The sequence below is a fragment of the Cronobacter condimenti 1330 genome, from assembly GCF_001277255.1.
Lineage (GTDB): Bacteria > Pseudomonadota > Gammaproteobacteria > Enterobacterales > Enterobacteriaceae > Cronobacter > Cronobacter condimenti.
Map to the genome: position 1 here is coordinate 3697669 of NZ_CP012264.1, position 23108 is coordinate 3720776.

A 23108-nucleotide genomic window follows, 5' to 3' on the forward strand; every position below is an offset into this window, starting at 1 on the left:
CGCTAAAGTTTCACTTAGGGGGCGCCGAAAATAGTTAAGCCTCGCTTATCGTTTTCATTGCAAGCAATTATGTGTAGCGCAACGGAATGTAAGCAGACAAATCGGAACGTAACACATAACGGCTTTTTTCCTAAACCTTAAGCGCGGAATCGCACGGTACATCATGAAGAAATTACGGTTTAGCCAGCAGGGAACTCTGCTGGTAGCGTTAACCTCTGCTCAGGGACTGCTGGCACCTTATGCCTTCGCGGTTTCGAACGACTATATCATTTCCAGCCAGCAATCTGATGTTCAGCTCTCGGCCTCCTACAATCTGGTGCAGGTAACGAATACCGGTTCTGCCCTCAGTAGCGTCGGTTCGGCGCTCAGTATTGGGCAGGGTGTTGCAGTCACGTTATTTGATAACGATGGCGTCATTTCCGCTGAAGGCACCAGCCAAAATACTAACACCTATTCTTACGGCCTGAAAAACGAAGGTACGATCGACACTATCGATAACTCTGGCAGCATTAAAATGACCTCTGCCAGTAATAATTATTATTCCGGCAGCGCGGTTAACCTGACTGAAACAAGCCAGGTAGGCACGCTAATTAACAGCGGTACGATTGAAGGCCCTGACACCTCTTATAATTATGGCGGTAACTATAACCAGGGCGGCATTACTAATAGCGGCACGCTCGGGACACTGAAAAATATTTCGTCAGGTGTGATTACGGGTAGAACCGGCGTGAGTAACAGCGGCAAAATCGATCTGCTGGAAAATGCTGGCGTTATTAGCTCCACGACCACCAATTCCAGCGGGTATAATTATAATAACGGCGCAATTTATAATACCGGCACGATTAATACACTGCATAATACCGGCACCATCGGCAACATCAACACTAGCACCAGTTATTATAACTCAGGCATTTTCAATGCCAACACGGGTATCATTAAATCGTTAACCAATGATGGAAAAATCGCCAGTAATTATGTCGGCGTGTACAACCAGGGCCAGATTGATACGCTGACTAATAATGGTGATATCTCTGGCAATTTAGTCGGTATTTACAACGGTAACGCTAACAGCAACTCTACCGCTGCCAGCACTATTATTAACAATGGTACCGTCAGTGGCAGTTACGGCTTTTATGCAACAAATTATAACTCCCAGACGACCACGACGCTGATTAACAACGGCACCATTACTGGCAGCGCCCAGGGGGTTTATATCACCGGAAGTAATGCTGCCAGCAATGCCATTATCAACAACGGCACCATTACCGGTAAAGGCAATGCGATTTTTACCAATGGTACTAACGGCTCCGCGCTGACTATCACTAACAGCGGCATCATTGAAGGCAATATCACCTCCAACAATGGCGCGGCACTGGAATTTATCGGCGGCACGGATAAGCAGGGCGTGCTTACGGGTGTGCGTACCGTCAGCGATGACGAAACGTCGTCCAGCACGAACGGCATCGGTACGATTGCCAGCAACAATGACGTTATCTTCCGGTCCGGCTCAATGCTGTTAAACGATAATATCAACATTGCCAGCCTCACCACGCACAGCCTCTCAAGTGATGACAGCACCGCCACCGTCGGCACTGTGCTTAACGATGCGGCGCAGCTTCAGATTAACGCCCCGATCGCCATCACCGGCAATTACCATCAAAATGCTGGCGCAGCACTGATCGTTGGCGTGAGTGACACGGCCTCCGCGAGCGGCGATATCGCCCAGGATACCAGCTATGGCCGCCTGAACGTCACAGGCTCTGCGACCGTGGATCAAGGCTCCAGCATATCGCTTACCCGTTCTGGCAATACCTATAAGTTCGCGCCCGGCCAGCGCTATGTCGTTATTAACGCTAACAGCAACGGCACGAACTATAACGCGGACAAACTGGCTTACAAGGCAGCGGGCTATAACGGTCTGGTAACGGGCTCGACCTATGTTAACGACGCAAACAGCGCGCTGGTCGTTCAGCTTGAAAAAGCACCGACGCCGCCTGTGCCCGGAACGCCTACCGTGCCGGGCAAACCACCTGTGGTTGTGAAACCGCCTGTGGTTGTGAAACCACCTGTGGCACCGGTCACCGGGCCTGAGCGGGCCACCACCTCGAACGCGACATCGTCGCTGAATGGCCTCGCCAGTTACTCCGGCATCGCGCCGCAGCTGCTTGAGCTGTACAACGCATCACTGGCGATTGAAGGCACGAAGGAAGCCAACCGCGTAGGCGAGCGTCTTTCTACCAGCCAAAACATCAACGTCAGCACGGCGAGCGGCGTGGCGACGTCCACTGCGATGGGTGTCGTCGGTAACCATCTGGATACTATCCGCAGTCCGCAGACCGCGGGCCTGAGCGGTGTGTCAACCGGTGACGGCTACAGCGACTGGATCGTCTGGGCGCAACCGTACGGCGGTTATACCCGTCAGGACAGCACCAGTGAAGTGAGCGGTTACCGCGCGAAATTCGGCGGCCTGCTGTTTGGTGCAGACCGTACCGTGGCCGAAGACTGGCGTATGGGTGCGGCGCTGAACTACAGCAACACCTCCGTACACGGTAAAGACAACCTGACCGGCAACAAATCAACGGCGAATAACTATGGCGTGATTGGTTACGCTGGCTACTCGGGCGACCCGTGGTTTATGAACCTGTCTGCCGCGCTGACTCGTCAGAACTACGACACGGTGCGTCGCGCAGACTTCACCGGTTTCTCCGGTACGGCCAACGGCAAGTTCAACGGCCAGTCTGTGACGCTGCAAAGCGAATTCGGCTACCCGTTCACGCTGCCTGCTGCGGTGGTTCTCACCCCGATGGCTGGCCTGACTTATGGTTACCAGCACGTTGATGGGTATAAAGAGAGCGGCGGCAACGGCATGGCGCTGGATGTGGGCGCATCGCACTCGCAGTCGGTCACAAGCGACCTGGGCGCGCGCATTGAAAAAGGCGTGGATACCGGCTTTGGCCGCCTGACGCCGTTCGCGCAAGTCTCCTGGATCCACCAGTATGACAACCGCCGCACAAGCAACACCGCAACCTACGCCGCAGACACCATTGGTGAAACGCAGTTCACCACCAAAGGGGCCGCGCCGGTTAAGGATCTGGCGGGTCTGTCGGTCGGCAGCACGCTGTTTAACGCAAACGACCTGAGCGTTGACGCCCGCTATGATCTCCAGGCTGGCGAACGTTACCAGGCACACACTTTCAGCCTGCGCCTGAACAAATCGTTCTAAGCGCTGACGCTGAACACTCACGGGGCCATGCGGCCCCGTTTTTTCTTTAAGGCTTAACCCGCACGTCGCACAGACTGGCGCGCTCCCTTCCCTGCCGGCTTTAATCATCACCGGGCGCTGAAACGCATCTAAAATGAATAAGATAAATGTCCGTCAGGAGCCCGCACGTCGCTTTAGCCACGTTGTTTTCAGGCGCTTCCACTACACCGTACTTTTATCTTTGTGAAGGATCGCTGATGTATAAGGCCCGCCCGCTCTACCTCTCCATAGGTGTTTTACTTCTGGCATTGCTGCTGGTCATGACCGCGCTGACCACCGCGCGCAGGCTGACATGGCTGATGGAAGTCATGCCGGTGCTTATTGTGGCGCCGGTGCTGTGGGCCAGCGCGAAACGCTATCCGCTTACCCCGCTGCTCTACGCGTTAATCTTTATGGGCTGCGTGTCGTTGATTGTCGGCGGAATGTATTCGTATGCGAGAGTGCCGATTGGCTTTACGGTGCAGGAGTGGTTCGGCCTTGCGCGTAACCCTTACGATCGCTTCGGACATGTATTACAGGGGCTGGTCATTTCGATGGCGGCGCGGGAGATATTGGTGCGAGGCGGCTATCGGCTCGGGGCGAAGATGCTGGCGTGTCTGGTCTGTTGTGTGACGCTTGCCGTCAGCGCGTTTTATGAGCTGATTGAATGGTGGGTGGCGCTGGCGCTCGGTAAAGACGCCGATGATTTTCTCGGCACGCAGGGCGATGAGTGGGATACGCAGGCGGATATGCTCTGCGCGCTGGCAGGCGCGTTTATTACGGTATTCGTGCTCGGCCGCTGGCATACGCGCCAGTTGCGGCGCTTTGTGCATTAACGCCCCCATTAAAAAGCCGCCCGCGGGCGGCTATTTTTTAGCGCTTGCGCATTTCCGGCAGGAAGAGATCGCCGCGCAGCACGCCACTGCCGAGCACATCCTGCGTTTTCTCATTCAGCCAGCCCACGATACGCGCAGCCATCACATCCATGGAATATTCAATTGCCGGAATGGTGGGAACACCAGGCATTTGCAGCGTCCCCGCGAGGCTAAAGACCATAATGTCGTCCGGCACCGACTTATTAAACGCCTGAAGCTGCGGAATGACCCGCTGCGCCTCCTGATCGTCGGCCACCAGCAGGGCGTTGAAGTTCAGCGTCGTCGCGTTGTTGAGCAACTCCTGGAGCGCTACCGACGATGAGGTCGGGTCCATAAACACCAGATTGCGGTTAAACGGCAGGAAGTTGCGCTCCAGCGCCAGCTTATAGCCGAGCAGCACCTGATCGGCGAAACCGCTGCCGTGCGGATAGATCAGCGCAATCTGGCGACGGCTTTGGCGAATCAGGTAGTTACACGCAGTTTCTACGGCAAAGGCGTGATCGTACTGGAGACTGGGGGCGTTTTCGCTCTCCATGCAGTCCACCAGAATCACATTTTCCTGGGTAATGTTTAATGGAAACCGCGCGCCGATGATCAGCACATCGTCGCACAGTCCGCTGGTGAGTTCGTCGAGCGCCTGCATGACCTCGTGCTTGCTATTGGCAAAGCGCAGCAGCAGATGTTTCTGGTGCTGACTGAGCTGTTTTTCCAGTGCGTACAGGTAACCCGTGGTCTGGTTGATATTATCCTGCGCGCAGATCACGCCGATGCAGCCGGTGCTCTGGCTTAACAGCGACTGTGCAATCACATTTGGCCGGTAATTGAGTTCATCCACCGCTTTCAGTACCGCCTGACGGCTGGCTTCCTTCACGCCGCGCGATCCGCTCAACACCCGTGACACCGTGGCTTTCGACACCCCGGCTAAACGCGATACATCGTTGATTGTTGACATCTTTTTCCCCTGACAGAAACCTGGCTTTCTGCGTCAAACTTTCATCAAAAATTGTTCAGATGATAACCGGCTGAAGTATATCTGTTTCCGGAAATCATGGAAACCGATTTTCCGTTTCGTGTCCGTGCTACGAATTTCGACCAAAAAGCTGTGATGTAAATCCAATTAATCCGCCCGGCCTGGCGGAGATCTTGATAGGGCTCACAGTTCCATTTTTTATAAATGGAAATCGGTTTCCATATCCTATCCAATCATCTCCGCAATAAGTATTTACATTTAAGGATGAGGCCATGTACAAGATTATGCTGTGTTGCTCTGCGGGGATGTCCACCAGTTTGCTGGTGAGGAAGATGGTTGACGCGGCGGGGGAGCGGGATCTTCCCGTACAGATTGATGCCTGGGGCGTTGCTGAATTTGATACGCAGTTTCCAAAGTATCAGGTGGTGCTGCTCGGGCCGCAAGTGAAGTATATGTTACCCATGCTCTCTGAAAAGGCTGCCGCTCACGGCATTCCTGTGCAGGCCATCGACATGATGGATTACGGAATGCAGCGTGGCGACAACGTACTGGACTACGCGCTTTCGCTCATCGAAGCGGCGCATTAGAAACAGGATCTCGCCCATGAGTTCTCTCTATCAGTCGATGGTTGCCGTTATTGAACAGACGATTACACCGCTTGCCGGAAAACTCGGTCAGCAGAAATATGTTATCGCCATTCGCGACGGCTTCACCGCAGCGCTGCCGTTTATGATTATCGGCTCGTTTATGCTGGTGTTTATTTTCCCGCCGTTTTCGGGCGATACCACGGTCGGCTTCGCCCGCGCCTGGCTCGATTTCTCCGAGACCTACCGTGAGCAACTGATGCTGCCGTTTAACCTCAGCATGGGCGTGATGACCTTTTTTATCTCGGTCGGCATTGGCGCGAGCCTGGGACGTCAGTTCCAGCTCGACCCGGTGATGTCCGGCCTGCTGGCCTTCATGGCCTTCCTGCTGGTGGCGGCCCCGTATGCCGACGGCAAAATCTCCACGCAGTATCTTTCCGGCCAGGGGATTTTCACGGCGCTTATCACCGCGATTTACTCAACCCGCGTCTATGCGTGGCTCAAGCAGCACAACGTGACTATTCGTCTGCCGAAAGAGGTGCCGACCGGCGTTGCGCGCTCCTTTGAGATTTTGATCCCGGTAATGGCGGTGATGGGGACGCTGCACCCGCTGAACCTGTTTATTGAAGCGCAAACCGGCATGATCATGCCGCAAGCTATTATGCATCTGCTGGAGCCGCTGGTGTCCGCCTCAGACTCCCTGCCCGCAGTGCTGCTCTCTGTACTGCTGTGTCAAATCTTCTGGTTTGCTGGTATTCACGGCTCGCTGATTGTCACCGGCATTATGAACCCATTCTGGATGGCAAATCTTTCCGCCAACCAGGCCGCGCTGGCTGCTGGCGCTGCGCTGCCGCACACCTATTTGCAGGGTTTCTGGGATCACTACCTGCTGATTGGCGGCGTCGGTTGTACCCTGCCGCTGGCGTTCCTGCTGCTAAAAAGTCGCGTAACCCACCTGCGTACCATCGGCAAAATGGGTATCGTGCCGAGCTTCTTTAACATCAACGAACCTATTTTGTTCGGCGCGCCCATCATCATGAACCCGATGATGTTCATTCCGTTCGTCTGCGTGCCGCTGGTTAACGCCGTGCTCGCCTGGACGGCGACGCGCCTGGGCCTTATTGAGCAAGTCGTGTCGCTCACGCCCTGGACGACGCCCGCGCCTATCGGCGCCTCCTGGGCCGCCAACTGGGCACTCGCGCCGGTCGTCATGTGCCTGGTCTGCATGGCGATGTCTGCGCTGATTTACCTCCCGTTCCTGCGCGCCTATGAGCGCTCGCTTATCAAAACCGAAGAGCTGAAAGCGCGTAATGCCGTGCCGACAGCGCAAACCGTAACCGGATAATTAACGCCGCGCCAGGGATGGCGCCAGTGAAATAACGACGGCGCGTTATAAAGCCGCCTGACTACGTATTGGGTAATAACGCAATGCGGGGCGCCCTGCGCCTGAATAATCTCCTTTTAACTGATAAAGAGTAATGAATAATGATGGCACTGGAAGAAGCGGTAATGGAAATCATCGTCAATGCGGGGCAATCGCGCAGCCTGTGCTTTGAAGCGCTGCATGCCGCACGCGCAGGCAACTTCACTGAGGCGCAACACCTGCTGCGCGAAGCCGATGGCTACGCCCGTCAGGCGCACCAGATGCAGACAAAGCTCATTGAACAGGACGCCGGTGAAGGCCGCCAGCCGATGACGTTAATTATGGTGCACGCGCAGGATCATTTAATGAATTCCCTGCTGGCACGCGAATTTTCTGAAGAGCTGATTCATTTATATCAGCGCCATTAAATAACCATTTATTTCCCGCGGAGCACGTCCGGGGTTGTAATAAATCGCTGTACCCGAAACGACGTAAATAGGCTTCCCGATGATAGCGCATTAATTCTGGCCCGCCAGAAGGGAAAGCTGTTGTCTTAATAATAGTGATGATAAAGAGATAATTATGACTACGTTAAAAAAACTTCCAGTAACCCTGGCGGTTATCGCCGCGCTGTGCCCAATGTCCGTACTCGCTCAGGAATATACGCAGGAACAAATCGACGCCATGGTGGCCAAAGCGGTGGATAAAGCCCTGGCCGAGCGCCAGGCGAAAATCGACGCCGCCATGAATAAAAAAGCGGATGTCATTACCGAGTCGCAAACCCCGGCACAGACGCCGGATCTCGCCATTCCGTTCGGCGTGAAATTTACCGGTTATGCCCGTTACGGCGCGCATTACCAGAGCGGTGACCAGAAATATGTCGCGGTCGATGGCTCTTATAACGGCGCGTCAGCTATTGGTCGTCTTGGCAACGAAGGTAACGGCGGCGAATTCCAGCTTTCCAAAGCCTTTAAAGGCGGCAACGGCGCCATCTGGGATGTCAACGTGATGTTTGACCACTGGGGCGACGAGGTGAACCTGAAAAAAGCCTACGCGGGCGTGACCAATCTGCTGGAATCTAACCCGAACGCCTATTTCTGGGCCGGTCGCGACTTCCACCAGCGTCCACAACAGGGCATTAACGACTACTTCTGGATGAACCACGACGGCCAGGGCGCCGGGGTGAAAAACTTCGATCTCGGCGGCGTGCAGCTTGATCTGGCCGTCGTCGCGGCTGTGGAATCCTGTAGCCCGGAAGTCATGGAAGATGAGGCGAACCCGTCGCGTATCACCTGTACCGGCGGCTCCGGCACGGGCGATAAAGGCAACTACGCTGCCACCTCAAAACTTCACGGCATGAAAATCGGCCCGCTCGATTTTGAGCTTTATGCCAACTACGGCTTTGACTCTAAAGCCGTGGATCGCGATGAGCGTCTGAAAGCCTGGCAGGGCGGTGCGGTGCTGAGCCACACCACCGACAGCGGCGTGAACAAGCTTATCGCACGCTATTCTGATAACTCCGACAACAGCGTCTATAACAAAACCGACGATCTGACGGCGATTTACGCGAGCTTTGAAGGGTTACATAAGTTCACCCAGCAGGCGCAGATAGAGTATCTGCTGGCATTCCACGATTACGATAACGACAGGGATGACCGTGACAACCGCCGTAACTACAATGCGATTGTGCGCCCAATGTATTTCTGGAACGACGTTCACTCCACCTGGCTGGAAGCGGGCTGGCAAAGCGTTGATTACAAAGAAGGCGGCGACAACAGCGGCTGGAAAGTCACGCTTTCACAGAACATGTCCATCGCGATGGGACCGGAATTCCGCCCGATGCTGCGCTTCTACGTGACCGGCGGCGAAGTGGACAACAAACGCACCGCGCGCGTGAACAACACCGACGAGTCGCAGCTCGACTCGCTGAACATCGGCGCCATGTGGGAAGCCTGGTGGTAATGTTTGACCGCGCGGCGCCTGCCGCGCGGATCCCCTCCCCTTTTTGACAGGCTGACGCCTCGCGTAAACGCTGTAACAATGCGCTGGTACCCTCCCCCTTTGGTGTTGCTGTTACGCCGGGTACCCTGAGGAGCCGCGTTATGCCTGACTGTGAAATCCGCCCCGCGACGATAGATGACGAAGCGCACGTCTACGCGCTGCTGTGTGAACTCAAACAAGCCACGTTCGATCGCGATGCGTTTCGCGAGGGTTTCCGGCGCATTCTGGCGCGGCCGGACACGCATCTGCTGCTGGCCTGTGAACAGGGCGACACGCTCGGGATGATCTCCCTGCATCTGCAATATCATCTGCACCATTTGCGCCTGATTGGCGAAATCCAGGAGCTGGTGGTCATGCCGCGCACGCGCGGCACCGGCGTTGGGAAGGCGCTGCTGGCCCATGCCGAAGCCATCGCCCGTGAGGCAGGCGCGGAACTCACGGAGCTGTCAACAAGCGTAAAACGCCACGACGCGCACCGCTTTTATGAACGCGAAGGCTATATCCGCACGCATGTGCGTTTTACAAAACCGCTGGCATAAAAAACCCGCCGCCGGACAAACCGGGGCGGGTGTTGCGAACCCTGCATACTTCAGCGTTAGGCCTGGTGGGCTTGCTGCGGATTGCCCTCCTGCGGCTTACCGTCTTCCTCTTTTTCTTCCGGCGCGTCAGGCTGAATGATCACACGGCTTGGCAGCGCCAGACGCACGCCGAGTTCCTGTAACCCTTCCATAATGCGCAGATTCAACTCCTGCTGCAGATCCATATATTTGTTGTAATCCGCCGTATTAATAATATGCACCACTTCATAAGTCAGGCGGTCCTGGTCGAAAGTAGCGAAATGCGCGCGGTCGAAGCGGGTTTCGCCATACTGTTCAATAATGGATTTGACCATCGGGCCGATTTTACGCAGCTTCTCGGGCGGCGTGGCGAGCGAGACGCCGAACGAAAACACGATGCGGCGGGTCTGCATGCGTTTGTAGTTATGGATGGTCTGTTGCAGCAAAATCGCGTTGGCACAGACAATTTGCTCACCGCTCAGGCTGCGGATACGCGTGGTCTTCAGCCCGATATGCTCGATGGTGCCGGACACATCGTTAAACACCACAAAGTCGCCGATTTCAAACGGCTTATCGAAGCCAATCGACAACGACGCGAAGACGTCGCTCAACACCGTTTGTACCGCCAGAGCAATGGCGATACCCCCCACGCCGAGGCTTGCTACCAGAGCAGTAATATTGACGCCGGCGTTCGCGAGAATCGACAGCAGCATCACCGCCCAGATGAGCGCGCGGATCATCAGCCCCAGAATGATCGTCGTGACCGGGTTACGGTGCGTGCCGGGACGCATCAGCGAATGGCGCAGCCACGACTGTACCGCCTGATCGAACCAGAGCGCGATTTGCAACGCCAGCACCAGGAACCAGGCGTGGGAAATCGTGCCATGCATTCGGTCAGGCAGGCTGATGAACTGCAAACTGAAAAGAAACGCGACAAACAGGATCAACACGCGCCGCGTCTTTCTCAATACATCGAGAAAGACTTTGTACGCGGTGCTGTTGTTGTGATCTTCCGCCCAGCGGGCGATGCGCTTATGCAGCAGCGCCAGGATTTTATTGACGATCCAGTAGGTGATGACGGTTACCGCCAGCACCAGCAACACATTTCCCCAGAACGTTAACGATGTCATCAGCCGCAAAAAGTTGGTATGTAGAATGTATTCCATTCATCCTCCGTGGTTGGCAGCCCTAAAGTGAAAATTGAGTATAGACCATCGCTAAGCACGCTCTTTTCATAGGGTTATGTACGGCCAGATGACGAAACCATGACAGCGAAAAGCCGCGTTTTCGCTTGTGACGACAGCCGGGTACGTTAATATAGAAACAGCGTTTCATATTATGAAAATAACAGAAAGGAGACCCTATGCCGTACCTTGCTAATCCTGCCCGTTACGAACAGATGCAGTATCGCTTCTGCGGGCGCAGCGGCCTGCGCCTGCCCGCGCTCTCGCTCGGTCTGTGGCACAGCTTCGGTCACGTCGCTGCGCTGGAATCGCAGCGCGAACTGCTGCATAAAGCGTTTGATCTCGGCATCACGCATTTCGATCTGGCGAATAACTACGGGCCGCCGCCGGGCAGCGCCGAGGAGAATTTTGGCCGTCTGCTGAAAACGGATTTTGCGCCCTATCGCGATGAACTGATTATTTCCACCAAGGCAGGTTACGACATGTGGCCGGGCCCTTACGGCAGCGGCGGCTCGCGCAAATATCTGCTCGCAAGCCTCGATCAAAGCCTGAAACGTCTTGGTCTCGACTATGTCGATATCTTCTATTCGCATCGCGTGGATGAAAATACGCCGATGGAAGAGACGGCCGCCGCGCTGGCGCAGGCGGTACAGAGCGGTAAGGCGCTTTATGTCGGGATCTCATCCTATTCGCCAGAGCGCACCGAAACCATGGCGCACCTGCTGCGCGAGTGGAAAATCCCACTGCTCATTCATCAGCCGTCCTATAACCTGCTGAACCGGTGGGTGGATAAAAGCGGGCTGCTGGATACGCTTGAGCAGAACGGCGTCGGCTGTATCGCGTTTACGCCGCTCGCCCAGGGGCTGTTAACAGGGAAATACCTCAACGGCATTCCTGATGGCTCGCGTATGCAGCGCGAAGGGAAAAAAGTACGCGGCCTGACGGAAAATATGCTGTCTGAGGCGAATCTCAATAGCCTGAAACTGCTCAATGAGATGGCCGCGCAGCGCGGACAGAGCATGGCACAGATGGCCCTAAGCTGGTTGCTTAAGGATAATCGCGTAACCTCAGTGTTAATTGGCGCGAGCCGTCCGCAGCAGCTTGAAGAGAACGTTCAGGCGCTGGCAAATACGCACTTTACAGCGCAGGAACTTGAGATGATTGATAAACATGTCGCCGACGGCGAGCTGAATCTCTGGCAGGCATCGTCAGACAAATAATAATGCTTCTTATTGCAAGAGGCGCAGACAGACTTAAAAAAACCACGGCCTGTGCCGTGGTTTTTTTATTAATGCCCCTGGCGGGAGATTTTATCCAGGTATCCCATCACAAACGCGGAAAGCACGAAAGTGAGATGGATTATCACATACCACATCAGTTTATTATCGGGCACGTTTTTCGCGTCCATAAAAACGCGCAGCAGATGAATGGAAGAGATAGCGACGATGGATGCCGCCACTTTATTTTTCAGCGAGCTGGCATCCATTTTACCTAGCCAGCTAAGCTTTTCCTTACCTTCGTGAATATCCAGCTGGGAAACAAAGTTCTCATAACCAGAAAACATCACCATAACCAGCAATCCGCCCACCAGCGTCATATCCACCAGCGACAGTAACAGCAGAATAAGATCAGCCTCTGCGATAGATAAAATGTTCGGCAGAACGTGGAAGATTTCCTGGAAGAATTTGACGGTCAGCGCGAGCAGAGCCAGCGAGAGGCGTACATTGCGTTTTCGATAAAGCGTTCCATAGTGTCCTGAAAATTAGCCAGAGCAGAATGGCGTTCAGTATAACGCACAGGCGTTACCGTCTGGCAACCGATGCACCAGCGGCGTTAAACAATACGCAGACGAAGGAAAACGTGGCGGGGCTCAGACCTGGGTGATATCAACCTGCGGACGCTGATACTCCGGCCAGACAATCGCCACCAGTTGCGGGTACGCCTCCTGACTAAATTCATGAAAACAGTGGCGCAGGTTCAGCACTTCGATATCGGAGAACGTTACTAACTCACCGTTCAGGCAGCGTTTTTTTAAATTGTCGTAATATTTATACACTGCAGAATTAAGATTACTGCAACGCCGTTGTGCCTCAAATAAACCCGGCGTTGCATTGAGTTCTTCGAAAGTCATTTTTTTAATGGTGGCGTTAGTAAAATCAATATATTCATGATTAACGCGCCAGTACCACAACGGAGTAATTGCGTTAAGGAGCGCGGAGAAATGGTCTTCGCCCTCTTCTTTGTTGCGCGGCGGGATCGGGTCAACGCCAGAAGCATTTCCTGGTTTATTGACCTCATTTTCTTTCATAAAAAAAAGCACGCCGCTTAAAAGCAGCAGCAAGGTAATGACAGAATAAAAAACACTGTTCATGCGCAGGCTCCGTTTTTTTTGATTTTAATTTTACGGCATGTTATTGTCAACGAAAACTATCCGGCCTATTTCTTTATCCTTCTGATATAAAAGGAAATAACATCAATGTTGCCCGACAATCTTGTGCCGGCGCGTTATCGTATTCTCATACCCGACAACCACCCCGCCGACGAACAAAATACCGAAAATTTAACTCAGGGAAAACCAACGCTCGAAGAATATGAAACGGACATATTGAGCGGCAAGTCTTTGGCAGGCCAGAGCGGCAACGTTCTGCTTGAAGAGCGCGACCGTCATATTAAAGCACGGCTGCTGAGTGTGGTTAAAATTGAAGCTTACACTAAAGTCCTGAATAAACTGGTCGAAGATAATGCTATTAGCGCTGAAGAAATGGCTGAACTGATCGCCACTAAAACGGCGCAGGTAAATGAAGCGGGTAATAAAATTTGGCTTAATCTCATTACCCAGGAAAAAGACGCCCCCGTTTTTTATAAGTTCGAGGATTAACTGGCGTGACGGATATAACCTCCAGCCACCAATATTTCACTTTAGATAAGCAAGAAGAGCAGAAATTTATCTTAAGTCAGAATTTGCAGGCGCTGATTAATGAAAAAAATGAAGCCATTGCGGGTTATACCCGGGCGGTGCTGACGATTCCGGCTGCCCTCGTACAACTGAAATGGCACAATCGCCGCGAAATCTATCCCTTGCTGGTGAAAGAAGAAGTGTATGGCGCGGTGCTGGAAGAACTCATGAAGCGACACCCCGAGCTGCGTGCGCAAATCATGACCGCTATTGAAGAAAATTATCAACTGATTAAAAGGCAGGAAGCCGAAACGCTGATGCTAAGCCGCAAACTCGCTGAGGGTCAGTGTCAGACCTCTTCCGTCACGCCGCTTCCGGAACCGCCCGCTACGTCAACTGACCAGTAGCGCACCTGCTTTTTGCCTGCCGTTTTCCTCCTGCGTTATCACCTCCGTCACCTGTTCCAGCGTTCCGATTTGCACCTCGCCGGTACGATTATGTTTGCTCTTGTCTATCAACAACAACGATTGCGCCGCGCGGCGCAGCAGCAGCGTTTTGTACTCCGCATTCCAGGAGCGCGCATCCCAGATACCGCCCTGCGCATCAATGCCCTGACACGAAAAGATAAAGAGATCGATGTCGATGTGCTTAAGCAACGCCGGTAATGAGGGGTTTTCATAGCAGGCCGCCTGACGGTGCAAAATGCCGCCAGTACTGATAAGCGTCACCTGCTCGCGACGCGCAACCTCCTGCCCCACCCGCACGCTATTGGTGAAAATGGTGAGCGGCACATCCGGTAGCTGACGCGCCAGATACCAACAGGTCGAGCTGGCGTCGAGCGCCACCACCATACCGGCGTCGAGCCAGTTGAGGGCATTGCGCGCGATATCCATCTTATGCGCATGATGACTTTTTACCCGCGCCTGGAACGGGTCGTCGTGATTTTCCACATCGCGGCGCAGCGCCCGCGCTCGCCCGTGGCTACGCAGAATTTTCCCGTCGCGTTGCAGCTCGCCTAAATCGCGGCGGATGGTCTCCTGGCTGACATTAAGACGGCTCGCCAGCGCCTGGGTAGTCAGCGCCTCGTGCGCCCATAAGAGCCTGATAATTTTCTGCTGTCGCTCGGTTTTCATCATGCAGATCCCTTAGTGAATGCGCCTTTTCATTATTGCAGCAGGCGCGGCGAAAGGAGAACCCGCCCCCGCCGCAAATACAGAAAATCCTGATAATTTTCGACAGCGCAGCATAAGGCACTACCCTTAGAAGTACGCTTTGATAACGAGGAGGAACCTATGGCTAACGACCAGACCAAGATCCAGGACCCGACTTCCCAGTACTTCACCGGGGAATATCCAAAGCAGAAACAGCCTGCGCCGGGTATTCAGGCCAAAATGGAGCCGGTGCCGGACTGCGGCGAGAAAACCTATAAAGGGAGCGGCCGTCTTCAGGATCGTAAGGCACTGGTGACAGGGGGCGACTCCGGTATCGGTCGCGCTGCCGCCATTGCTTACGCGCGAGAAGGCGCCGATGTGGTGCTCAACTATCTGCCAGACGAGCAGCAGGACGCCGAAGAGGTCAAAGCCCTGATTGAAGAGGCAGGCCGTAAAGCGGTGCTGATCCCAGGCGACCTGACCGATGAGAAATTTGCCCGTGAACTGGTGCATCGCGCCATAGATGAGCTGGGCGGGCTTGATATTCTGGCGCTGGTAGCCGGTAAACAGACGGCAGTGGAACAGATTGCCGATTTGACCAGCGAACAGTTCCAGAAAACCTACGCGACTAACGTGTTCGCCCTCTTCTGGATAACCCAGGAGGCGCTGCCGCACCTGAAACCGGGCGCGAGCATCATTACCACGTCGTCTATTCAGGCCTACCAGCCAAGCCCGCATCTGCTGGATTATGCCTCAACGAAGGCCGCTATCCTGAACTACAGCCGCGGCCTTGCGAAACAGGTAGCAGAGAAAGGGATTCGCGTGAATATCGTCGCTCCAGGCCCTATCTGGACACCGCTGCAGATTTGCGGGGGCCAGCCGCAGGAAAAAATCCCGCAGTTTGGCCAGCAGACGCCGCTTAAACGCGCCGGCCAGCCTGCCGAACTCGCGCCGATTTATGTCTACCTGGCAAGCCAGGAATCCAGTTACGTCACCGCCGAAGTGCACGGTGTAACCGGCGGCGAGCACCTGAGTTAATCCGCTCGCAGACGCCAATAAAAAAGCGCGGCCCAGGCCGCGCTTTTGCGTTTCTTGAGGAAGGCTAAACGTTACTTCGCCTTCGTGACTTCCTGGCCTACCAGTCCGATTTTCAGATAGCCCGCCTGATGCAGGGTATCCATTACGTTCATCATGGTTTCGTAGTCGACGGTTTTATCCGCGCGGAAGAAAATTGTCGTGTCTTTCTTGCCGCCGGTCTGCGCGTCGAGCGCGTTGACCATTGTTTCCCGCGTAACCGGATCGTTACCGATAAACATCGTTTTGTCGGCTTTAACGGACAGATACACCGGTTTTTCCGGGCGCGGTTGCGGCTGGCTTGATGACGCCGGCAGATTCACCTTGACGTCCACCGTCGCAAGCGGCGCGGCCACCATAAAGATAATCAGCAGCACCAGCATCACGTCGATAAACGGCGTGACGTTAATTTCGTGCATTTCGCCGTTATCATCGAGATTTTCATTAAGACGCATCGCCATAGGGCATTAACCTACACGCAGTTTTTGAGCAGCACGTACCGGCTGAGCCTGAGAGCTCGCCTCGAGATCCAGATCGCGGCTTTGCAGCAGCAGCACCTGGGCTGCGACATCGCCAAGCGTCGCTTTGTAGCTGCCGATGGCGCGTGCGAAGATGTTATAGATAACGACCGCCGGGATAGCGGCGATAAGACCAATGGCCGTCGCCAGCAGCGCTTCGGCGATCCCCGGCGCGACGACCGCAAGGTTAGTGGTCTGCGACTGGGCGATACCGATAAAGCTGTTCATAATGCCCCACACGGTGCCGAACAGGCCCACAAACGGCGAAATCGCGCCGATGGTAGCGAGATACCCGTTGCCGCGCCCCATGTGACGCCCTGCCGCCGCGACGCGACGCTCAAGTCGAAAACCGGTGCGCTCTTTAATGCCTTCGTTATCATCGCTGCCTGCTGAGAGTTCACGCTCGTTCTGCGCTTCATCAATCAGGCGCGCGCTCAGGCTTTTCGCCCCAAAACGCTCAGCCATGTTACGCGCGTCATCCAGCGTGCGGGCGCCCGCCAGCTCTTGCTGTTCGCGTTTCAGGCGGCGCTTGTGGCCTGCGAGCTCAACGCTTTTGCTAAAGAAAATCGCCCAGGTCACGACGGACGCCAGGATAAGGCCAATCATGACGATTTTCACCACGATGTCGGCATGCTGATACATGCCCCAGACGGAAAGATCCGTCTGCATCAAATTATTTCCCACTCTGCATCTCCAGGACGAAAGTCACAAAACTGCGCACAATGATATCAAAATGACATCGAATTGATAGTAGTTCTCATTAGTATTTACATGGTGCGCCAGCGCACATTTTTTTTCTTTGCGCTCAGACAGGAAAGCGACGCAGATGACGTTTTTTCATCTTTCGCCGCAAATGCAAAACAAGGCGAGGCGGCGCCTGTTTTCCGTGATAACGTTAGTTTAGACATCCAGACGTTCAGACAGGGGACTTTCATGACCGACAAACACATCGAGACGACGCTTATCCATGCCGGGCGCGCAAAACGTTACACCCTGGGGGCGGTGAATAGCGTGATTCAGCGAGCGTCATCGCTGGTGTTTGACAGCGTCGAGGCGAAAAAACAGGCCACCGCGGGGCGCGCGCAGGGCGAACTGTTTTATGGCCGCCGCGGCACGCTGACGCACTTTTCGTTGCAGGAAGCGATGTGCGAACTGGAAGGCGGCGCGGGCTGCGCGCTGTTCCCGTGCGGCGCTGCCGCAGTCGCCAATACCATTCTGGCGTTTGTTGAACAGGGCGACCATGTGCTGGTGACCCAAAACGCCTACGAGCCGACGCAGGATTTCTGTACCAAAATCCTCGCTAAACTCGGCGTGACAACCAGCTGGTTTGATCCGCTCGCGGGTGGTGATATCGCCCGGCATATCCAGCCTAATACCAAAGTCGTGTTCCTGGAGTCGCCCGGTTCGATAACGATGGAAGTCCATGATGTGCCGGCCATCGTGGCGGCAGTACGCCGCACCGCGCCGGACGCCATCATTATGATGGATAACACCTGGGCTGCGGGCATTCTGTTTAAAGCGCTCGATTTCGGCGTGGATATTTCTATTCAGGCAGGCACCAAATATCTGGTCGGGCATTCCGATGCCATGATAGGCACCGCGGTCGCGAATGCGCGCTGCTGGGACACGCTCCGTGAAAACGCTTATCTGATGGGCCAGATGGTTGATGCCGATACCGCGTATGTCACCAGCCGCGGCCTGCGAACGCTGGGTGTACGTCTGCGCGCGCATCACGACAGCGCGCTGCACGTGGCGCAGTGGCTGGCGGCGCATCCGCAGGTGGCGCGCGTTAACCATCCGGCGCTGCCCGGCAGTAAAGGCCATGAATTCTGGAAGCGTGATTTCACCGGCGCGAGCGGCCTCTTTTCTTTTATTCTTCATAAGCGCCTGAGCGACGCTGAGTATGCGCACTATCTGGATAACTTCACCCATTTCAGCATGGCGTATTCCTGGGGCGGCTACGAATCCCTGATCCTCGCTAATCAGCCCGAAGAGCTGGCAGCTATCCGCCCGGCGGGCGGCGTCGACTTTACCGGCACGCTGGTGCGCCTGCATATCGGGCTTGAAAATGTCGAAGATTTAATCGCCGATCTGGACGCAGGCTTTCGCCGAATCGCCTGAAGTGAAAAAAAACGCGATTATCCCAGGAAAAGAGAGGGTTTGTTGAACCTGTAATGCAGATGCGCGGTGGCATTTAAGTGTACAATAGACGCACTACCGCTGTTCCACAGGATCTCCCATGGCTGTTATCCAGGATATTATCGCTGCGCTCTGGCATCACGATTTTGCCGCGCTGGCGGACCCGCATGTCGTTGGCGTTGTCTGGTGCGTGATGTTTGCCACGCTGTTTTTAGAAAACGGTTTGCTGCCGGCGTCGTTTCTGCCGGGCGACAGCCTGTTGTTGCTGGCGGGCGCAATGATAGCGCAGGGCGTGATGGATTTTGTCCCGACGCTTGTGATCCTCACCTCAGCGGCGAGCCTCGGTTGCTGGCTGAGCTACGTACAGGGGCGATGGCTTGGCAATACGCGTATTGTGCGCGGCTGGCTTGCGCAATTGCCGGCGAAATACCACCATCGCGCGACGTGCATGTTTGACCGTCACGGGCTGCTGGCGCTGCTGACCGGGCGTTTTCTGGCGTTTGTGCGCACGCTGCTGCCGACGATGGCGGGCATCTCCGGGCTGTCTAACCGCCGCTTCCAAATCTTTAACTGGCTGAGCGCCCTGATTTGGGTAGGCGTGGTCACCGGCCTTGGCTATGCCATCAGTATGATCCCGTTCGTTAAACGCCATGAGGATCAGGTCATGACGTTTCTCATGATCCTGCCTATCGCGCTGCTGGTCATGGGCCTGCTCGGCGCCATCGTGGTGGTAGTGAAGAAAAAAACAAGCTGAATGACCTCGGGCGGAGCGCCAGCTCCGCTCACGCCATTGCGCGCATCCGCGCGGCGTCCTCTCCCGGTGTCACCCCGAAATAACGTTTGAACTCCCGACTAAACTGCGACGCGCTCTCATACCCTACCTGCATTGCCGCCGCGCTGGCTTTCATGCCGTTATGCAGCATCAATAACCGCGCCTGCTGCAACCGCCAGGTTTTCAGATATTGCAACGGAGAGGTGCTCGTCACCGCTTTAAAATTATGGTGAAACGCTGACACGCTCATGTTGGCTTCCGCCGCCAGTTGCTCCACCGTCAGGGTTTCGGCATAGCGCGTTTCAATACGCCGCAGCGCGCGGCTTATCAGGCTGAAATGCGTCTGGCGGCTCACCAGCGCCAGCAACGCCCCACCGCCCGGCCCTTTCAGCACGTGGTAGAGAATTTCGCGCACCAGCTGTTTACCGAGTATGCGCGCATCCAGCGGGTGCTCCACTACCTCAAGCAGCCGTTCGACGGCACAGAGGATTTCATCGGTCAGCACGCCGGAATTAATTCCGCACGAACAAGGCGCAGGCCGAAAATGGTCGTCTTCGCCAATCTCCATCACCAGCGCCTGAAGCTGCAACAGATCGATATTAATGCGAATGCCCGCGAGCGGCTCCTGCGGCGTGGCGAAGGTTTCGCACTCAAACGGCAGCGGCACCGTCAGCAGCAGATATTCACGCGGATCGTAGCGGAATACTTTGTTATTGAGATAACCCGTTTTATAGCCGGAAAAGAGAAATATGATGCCGGGCTGGTAGATAACCGGCGTACGCGCGCCGGGTGTCGTACCGTATAAAAGACGCACCTCAGGCGGCAGGAAACCCAGCTCTTTTTCGTTTTCTTTCAGTCTTCTAATTTCATCGGCAATGTTCCGACACACCATATCGCGGTTCATCTTTTACGGCTCCCGGTCGCCTTTAATACGGCCTTTAGTGTGCGTAAAATCCGCCATTTTCTCCAGCGACAAAGAGAAATGGGCAAGAGAAAGGCAGGAATGAGCATTGAGACCGCGCCGTCCGACACCGACAATAACGGTCATCCCTTCACGCCAGGGCGTGACGCTTATTCCACAAGGAGTTTTCGATGAACAATTTCAATCTCCACAACCCGACCCATATCGCTTTTGGCAAGGGCGCTATCGCTGAACTGCGTGCGCTCATCCCGGCGGACAGCCGCGTGCTGGTCACTTACGGTGGCGGCAGCGTGAAGAAAACCGGCGTGCTCGATCAGGTCTACAGCGCGCTTAACGGCCTCGACGTGCTGGAATTCGGCGGCATTGAGCCAAACCCGTCCTATGAAACGTTAATGAACGCCGTAGAACTGGTACGTAAAGAAAAAGTGACGTTTTTGCTGGCAGTCGGCGGCGGTTCCGTACTGGACGGCACCAAGTTTATCGCCGCGGCAGCGCACTATCCGCAGTCGCGCGATCCATGGCATATCCTTGAAACCCGCGGCAGTGAAATTACAAGCGCCATCCCGATGGGCTCGGTGCTGACGCTGCCAGCCACCGGCTCGGAATCCAACAAAGGCGCGGTGGTTTCGCGCCGCGCCACTGGTGATAAGCAGGCGTTCCATTCGCCGTTTGTGCAGCCGCGCTTCGCCATTCTCGATCCGGTTTATACCTACACTCTGCCGCCGCGTCAGGTCGCGAATGGCGTGGTGGACGCCTTTGTGCACACCGTGGAGCAATACGTCACGTATCCGGTGAATGCCAAAATCCAGGACCGCTTCGCAGAAGGCATTTTGCTGACGCTTATCGAAGAAGGCCCGAAGGCGCTGAAAGAGCCGGAAAACTACGACGTGCGCGCCAACCTGATGTGGGCTGCCACCCAGGCACTGAATGGCCTGATTGGCGCAGGCGTGCCGCAGGACTGGGCGACGCATATGCTCGGCCATGAGCTGACCGCGATGCACGGTCTGGATCATGCCCAGACGCTCGCCGTGGTGCTGCCAGCGCTGTGGAACGAGAAACGCAACGAGAAGCGCGCCAAACTGCTGCAATACGCAGAGCGCGTATGGAATATCACGCAAGGCAGCGACGATGAGCGCATCGACGCGACGATTGCCGCCACCCGCCGTTTCTTTGAAACGATGGGCGCGCCGACCCGCCTGAGTGATTACGGCCTCGACGGCAGTTCCATCCCGGCGCTGCTCGCAAAACTTGAAGAGCACGGCCTGACTGCGTTGGGCGAGCATCAGGATATCACCCTGGATGTCAGCCGCCGCATTTACGAAGCCGCCCGTTAAGCTTTTTACGCGCGACCTTTCGTTTTTGGCTATTTCGACCAGACTTAACTCACCTGACTTGCGCCGGGGCAACTGCCCCGGTGTGTTAGCTCAAAAGGAGGAAATATGGCAAATCCAGGCGTAATTAAGCTGCATGACGGCAACCTGATGCCCCAGCTCGGCCTCGGCGTATGGCAAGCGACTAACGAAGAGGTGGTTACCGCTATTCATAAGGCGCTGGAGGTGGGCTATCGTTCCATCGATACCGCTGCAGCCTATAAAAACGAACAAGGCGTGGGCGACGCGCTGAAAAGCGCGGGCATCGCGCGCGACGAACTGTTTATCACGACAAAGCTCTGGAATGACGACCAGAAGCGCCCCCGCGAAGCGCTGGAAGAAAGTCTTGAAAAGCTGCAACTCGATTATGTTGACCTCTATTTGATGCACTGGCCAGTGCCGGCTATCGATCGCTACGTCGAGGCCTGGAAAGGCATGATTGAACTGCAGCAGGAAGGGCTGATTAAAAGCATCGGCGTATGTAACTTTAATGTGCCGCACCTGCAACGCATCATTGATGAAACGGGCGTCACGCCGGTAATTAACCAGATTGAGCTGCACCCGCTGCTGCAACAGCGCCAGCTACATGCCTGGAACGCCACGCACAAGATCCAGACGGAATCCTGGAGCCCGCTGGCGCAAGGCGGCGAAGGCGTTTTCGACCAGAAGGTTATTCGCGAGCTTGCTGATAAATACAGCAAAACCGCGGCGCAGATTGTTATCCGCTGGCACCTCGATTGCGGACTGGTCGTTATCCCGAAATCGGTGACTCCATCGCGTATCGCGGAAAACTTCGACGTGTGGGATTTCCGTCTGGATAAAGACGAGTTGAGTGAAATCGCGAAACTCGACCAGGGTAAACGCCTGGGCCCGGACCCGGATAACTTCGGCGGTTAAGCGCACCGCCTGTTGGCGGCAAAAAGAAAAAACAGCATACTACGCAAGCCTGTTTACGGACGTTTGAGGACCAGTCCCAATGAAGCACCGCTTAGCGTTAGTTATGCTGTTTTTTTCCGCCGGCGCGCTGGCGCAAGGGGCCGCGCAGACCCCGACGCAATTTCTGAAATCGCTTTACCAGAGCTACTCCGCTGGCAACGAACCGGTGGATTTTACAAGCCAGGGTGAACAGCAGATCCTCTCCGATCGCCTGCTTAACCTGGTGGAAGAAGACACGCGCCTTGCGGGCGGTGAAGTCGGTTTTCTCGATTACGATCCCATCTGCTATTGCCAGGACTGGGACGATCTCGCCGTCGATAAAATCAACGTGACCCACAGCGACGCCACGCACGCGAAAGCCACCATTACCTTCCGCCCGTTCCGCAGCTCGCCGGATGCCACCACGCAGAGCTTCGCGCTTATCAACGAGAAAGGCCACTGGCGCATCGACGATATCATGAACGGCAACGGCAGCCTCTATCGGTCGTTGCAGGAGAGCAGCCAGCAGCTGCGCGCCGATAGCGCCAACAGCGATGCGGTTTCCCCCTGATTCGC

24 protein-coding genes and 1 pseudogene are annotated in these 23108 nt (G+C 55.3%); 16 read left to right on the forward strand and 9 right to left on the reverse strand.

The window, feature by feature from the left end:
• Positions 1 to 163: 163 nt before the first annotated feature.
• Positions 164 to 3223: an autotransporter outer membrane beta-barrel domain-containing protein gene (locus tag AFK62_RS16925; RefSeq protein WP_053532049.1), complete on the forward strand. Its 3060-nt coding sequence runs from the start codon at positions 164 to 166 to the stop codon at positions 3221 to 3223.
• Positions 3224 to 3459: 236 nt separating this feature from the next.
• Complete coding sequence (locus AFK62_RS16930) at positions 3460 to 4077, forward strand: DUF2238 domain-containing protein (RefSeq protein ID WP_007678937.1); 618 nt, start codon at positions 3460 to 3462, stop codon at positions 4075 to 4077.
• Positions 4078 to 4114: 37 nt separating this feature from the next.
• On the opposite strand, the gene AFK62_RS16935 is transcribed toward AFK62_RS16930, so the two are convergent.
• On the reverse strand, positions 4115 to 5068 hold the full coding sequence (locus tag AFK62_RS16935) for a LacI family DNA-binding transcriptional regulator (RefSeq protein WP_007678941.1): 954 nt from the start codon (positions 5066 to 5068) through the stop codon (positions 4115 to 4117).
• 290 nt (positions 5069 to 5358) lie between these two features.
• Here AFK62_RS16935 and AFK62_RS16940 point away from each other — a divergent pair, with 290 nt between their 5' ends.
• The 5 genes from AFK62_RS16940 to phnO all read left to right on the forward strand — a co-directional run bounded on the left by AFK62_RS16940 (position 5359) and on the right by phnO (position 9573).
• Positions 5359 to 5673 (forward strand): PTS sugar transporter subunit IIB, encoded by a 315-nt coding sequence (locus tag AFK62_RS16940; RefSeq protein ID WP_007678942.1) that lies wholly within the window; start codon positions 5359 to 5361, stop codon positions 5671 to 5673.
• Between the two features lie 16 nt (positions 5674 to 5689).
• On the forward strand, positions 5690 to 7015 hold the full coding sequence (locus AFK62_RS16945; RefSeq protein ID WP_007678944.1) for a PTS sugar transporter subunit IIC: 1326 nt from the start codon (positions 5690 to 5692) through the stop codon (positions 7013 to 7015).
• A gap of 140 nt (positions 7016 to 7155) precedes the next feature.
• Positions 7156 to 7461: a PTS lactose/cellobiose transporter subunit IIA gene (locus tag AFK62_RS16950; RefSeq protein WP_032984796.1), complete on the forward strand. Its 306-nt coding sequence runs from the start codon at positions 7156 to 7158 to the stop codon at positions 7459 to 7461.
• Positions 7462 to 7615: 154 nt separating this feature from the next.
• Positions 7616 to 8995 (forward strand): carbohydrate porin, encoded by a 1380-nt coding sequence (locus tag AFK62_RS16955; protein ID WP_007678957.1) that lies wholly within the window; start codon positions 7616 to 7618, stop codon positions 8993 to 8995.
• A 140-nt stretch (positions 8996 to 9135) separates the two neighbouring features.
• On the forward strand, positions 9136 to 9573 hold the full coding sequence (phnO, locus tag AFK62_RS16960; protein ID WP_007678959.1) for an aminoalkylphosphonate N-acetyltransferase: 438 nt from the start codon (positions 9136 to 9138) through the stop codon (positions 9571 to 9573).
• A gap of 56 nt (positions 9574 to 9629) precedes the next feature.
• Here the strand turns inward: phnO and AFK62_RS16965 are convergent, their stop codons facing one another.
• Positions 9630 to 10757: a mechanosensitive ion channel family protein gene (locus AFK62_RS16965; protein ID WP_007678961.1), complete on the reverse strand. Its 1128-nt coding sequence runs from the start codon at positions 10755 to 10757 to the stop codon at positions 9630 to 9632.
• A 197-nt stretch (positions 10758 to 10954) separates the two neighbouring features.
• On the opposite strand from AFK62_RS16965, the gene AFK62_RS16970 reads away from it, so the two are divergent.
• Positions 10955 to 11995 (forward strand): aldo/keto reductase, encoded by a 1041-nt coding sequence (locus tag AFK62_RS16970; protein ID WP_007678963.1) that lies wholly within the window; start codon positions 10955 to 10957, stop codon positions 11993 to 11995.
• Between the two features lie 68 nt (positions 11996 to 12063).
• Here the strand turns inward: AFK62_RS16970 and AFK62_RS16975 are convergent.
• Positions 12064 to 12524, reverse strand: a pseudogene (locus AFK62_RS16975) (TIGR00645 family protein).
• Positions 12525 to 12645: 121 nt separating this feature from the next.
• Entirely contained in the window at positions 12646 to 13146 is a 501-nt protein-coding gene (locus AFK62_RS16980) for an ESA_00282 family adhesion-associated protein (RefSeq protein WP_007678554.1), read from the reverse strand.
• 105 nt (positions 13147 to 13251) lie between these two features.
• Between AFK62_RS16980 and AFK62_RS16985 the strand changes: the two genes are divergently transcribed.
• Together AFK62_RS16985 and AFK62_RS16990 are read left to right on the forward strand one after the other, a co-directional pair.
• A complete protein-coding gene (locus AFK62_RS16985) occupies positions 13252 to 13653 on the forward strand; it encodes a hypothetical protein (protein WP_007678557.1) in 402 nt (133 codons plus the stop codon).
• A gap of 5 nt (positions 13654 to 13658) precedes the next feature.
• The gene (locus AFK62_RS16990) at positions 13659 to 14078 is read left to right on the forward strand and encodes a hypothetical protein (protein WP_007678560.1); all 420 of its coding nucleotides are present in this window, start codon (positions 13659 to 13661) and stop codon (positions 14076 to 14078) included.
• Here AFK62_RS16990 and fucR read toward each other — a convergent pair.
• Positions 14064 to 14804 carry an L-fucose operon activator gene (gene fucR, locus AFK62_RS16995; RefSeq protein WP_032984797.1) on the reverse strand — a complete coding sequence of 247 codons (741 nt, stop codon included), beginning with the start codon at positions 14802 to 14804 and terminating at the stop codon, positions 14064 to 14066. The genes AFK62_RS16990 and fucR overlap by 15 nt on opposite strands.
• Before the next feature lie 159 nt (positions 14805 to 14963).
• On the opposite strand from fucR, the gene AFK62_RS17000 reads away from it, so the two are divergent.
• Positions 14964 to 15860 (forward strand): SDR family oxidoreductase, encoded by an 897-nt coding sequence (locus AFK62_RS17000; protein ID WP_007678566.1) that lies wholly within the window; start codon positions 14964 to 14966, stop codon positions 15858 to 15860.
• A 71-nt stretch (positions 15861 to 15931) separates the two neighbouring features.
• Here the strand turns inward: AFK62_RS17000 and exbD are convergent, their stop codons facing one another.
• A complete protein-coding gene (exbD, locus tag AFK62_RS17005; protein WP_007678568.1) occupies positions 15932 to 16357 on the reverse strand; it encodes a TonB system transport protein ExbD in 426 nt (141 codons plus the stop codon).
• A gap of 6 nt (positions 16358 to 16363) precedes the next feature.
• Entirely contained in the window at positions 16364 to 17098 is a 735-nt protein-coding gene (gene exbB / locus AFK62_RS17010) for a tol-pal system-associated acyl-CoA thioesterase (RefSeq protein ID WP_053532050.1), read from the reverse strand.
• A 249-nt stretch (positions 17099 to 17347) separates the two neighbouring features.
• Here exbB and metC point away from each other — a divergent pair, with 249 nt between their 5' ends.
• Both metC and yghB read left to right on the forward strand, forming a co-directional pair.
• A complete protein-coding gene (gene metC / locus AFK62_RS17015) occupies positions 17348 to 18535 on the forward strand; it encodes a cystathionine beta-lyase (protein ID WP_032984800.1) in 1188 nt (395 codons plus the stop codon).
• A gap of 118 nt (positions 18536 to 18653) precedes the next feature.
• Positions 18654 to 19307 carry a DedA family general envelope maintenance protein YghB gene (gene yghB / locus AFK62_RS17020; protein WP_007678576.1) on the forward strand — a complete coding sequence of 218 codons (654 nt, stop codon included), beginning with the start codon at positions 18654 to 18656 and terminating at the stop codon, positions 19305 to 19307.
• 28 nt (positions 19308 to 19335) lie between these two features.
• On the opposite strand, the gene AFK62_RS17025 is transcribed toward yghB, so the two are convergent.
• Positions 19336 to 20229: an AraC family transcriptional regulator gene (locus AFK62_RS17025; RefSeq protein ID WP_032984780.1), complete on the reverse strand. Its 894-nt coding sequence runs from the start codon at positions 20227 to 20229 to the stop codon at positions 19336 to 19338.
• A 3-nt stretch (positions 20230 to 20232) separates the two neighbouring features.
• A complete protein-coding gene (locus AFK62_RS22475; protein WP_085960983.1) occupies positions 20233 to 20373 on the reverse strand; it encodes a hypothetical protein in 141 nt (46 codons plus the stop codon).
• Positions 20374 to 20417: 44 nt separating this feature from the next.
• Here AFK62_RS22475 and yqhD point away from each other — a divergent pair, with 44 nt between their 5' ends.
• The 3 genes from yqhD (at position 20418) to AFK62_RS17040 (ending at position 23103) form a co-directional block, all read left to right on the forward strand.
• A complete protein-coding gene (gene yqhD / locus AFK62_RS17030; protein ID WP_053532051.1) occupies positions 20418 to 21581 on the forward strand; it encodes an alcohol dehydrogenase in 1164 nt (387 codons plus the stop codon).
• 105 nt (positions 21582 to 21686) lie between these two features.
• On the forward strand, positions 21687 to 22514 hold the full coding sequence (gene dkgA, locus AFK62_RS17035; RefSeq protein WP_007678585.1) for a 2,5-didehydrogluconate reductase DkgA: 828 nt from the start codon (positions 21687 to 21689) through the stop codon (positions 22512 to 22514).
• A 79-nt stretch (positions 22515 to 22593) separates the two neighbouring features.
• Positions 22594 to 23103 (forward strand): DUF3828 domain-containing protein, encoded by a 510-nt coding sequence (locus AFK62_RS17040; RefSeq protein ID WP_007678588.1) that lies wholly within the window; start codon positions 22594 to 22596, stop codon positions 23101 to 23103.
• The last annotated feature ends 5 nt before the right edge of the window (positions 23104 to 23108 follow it).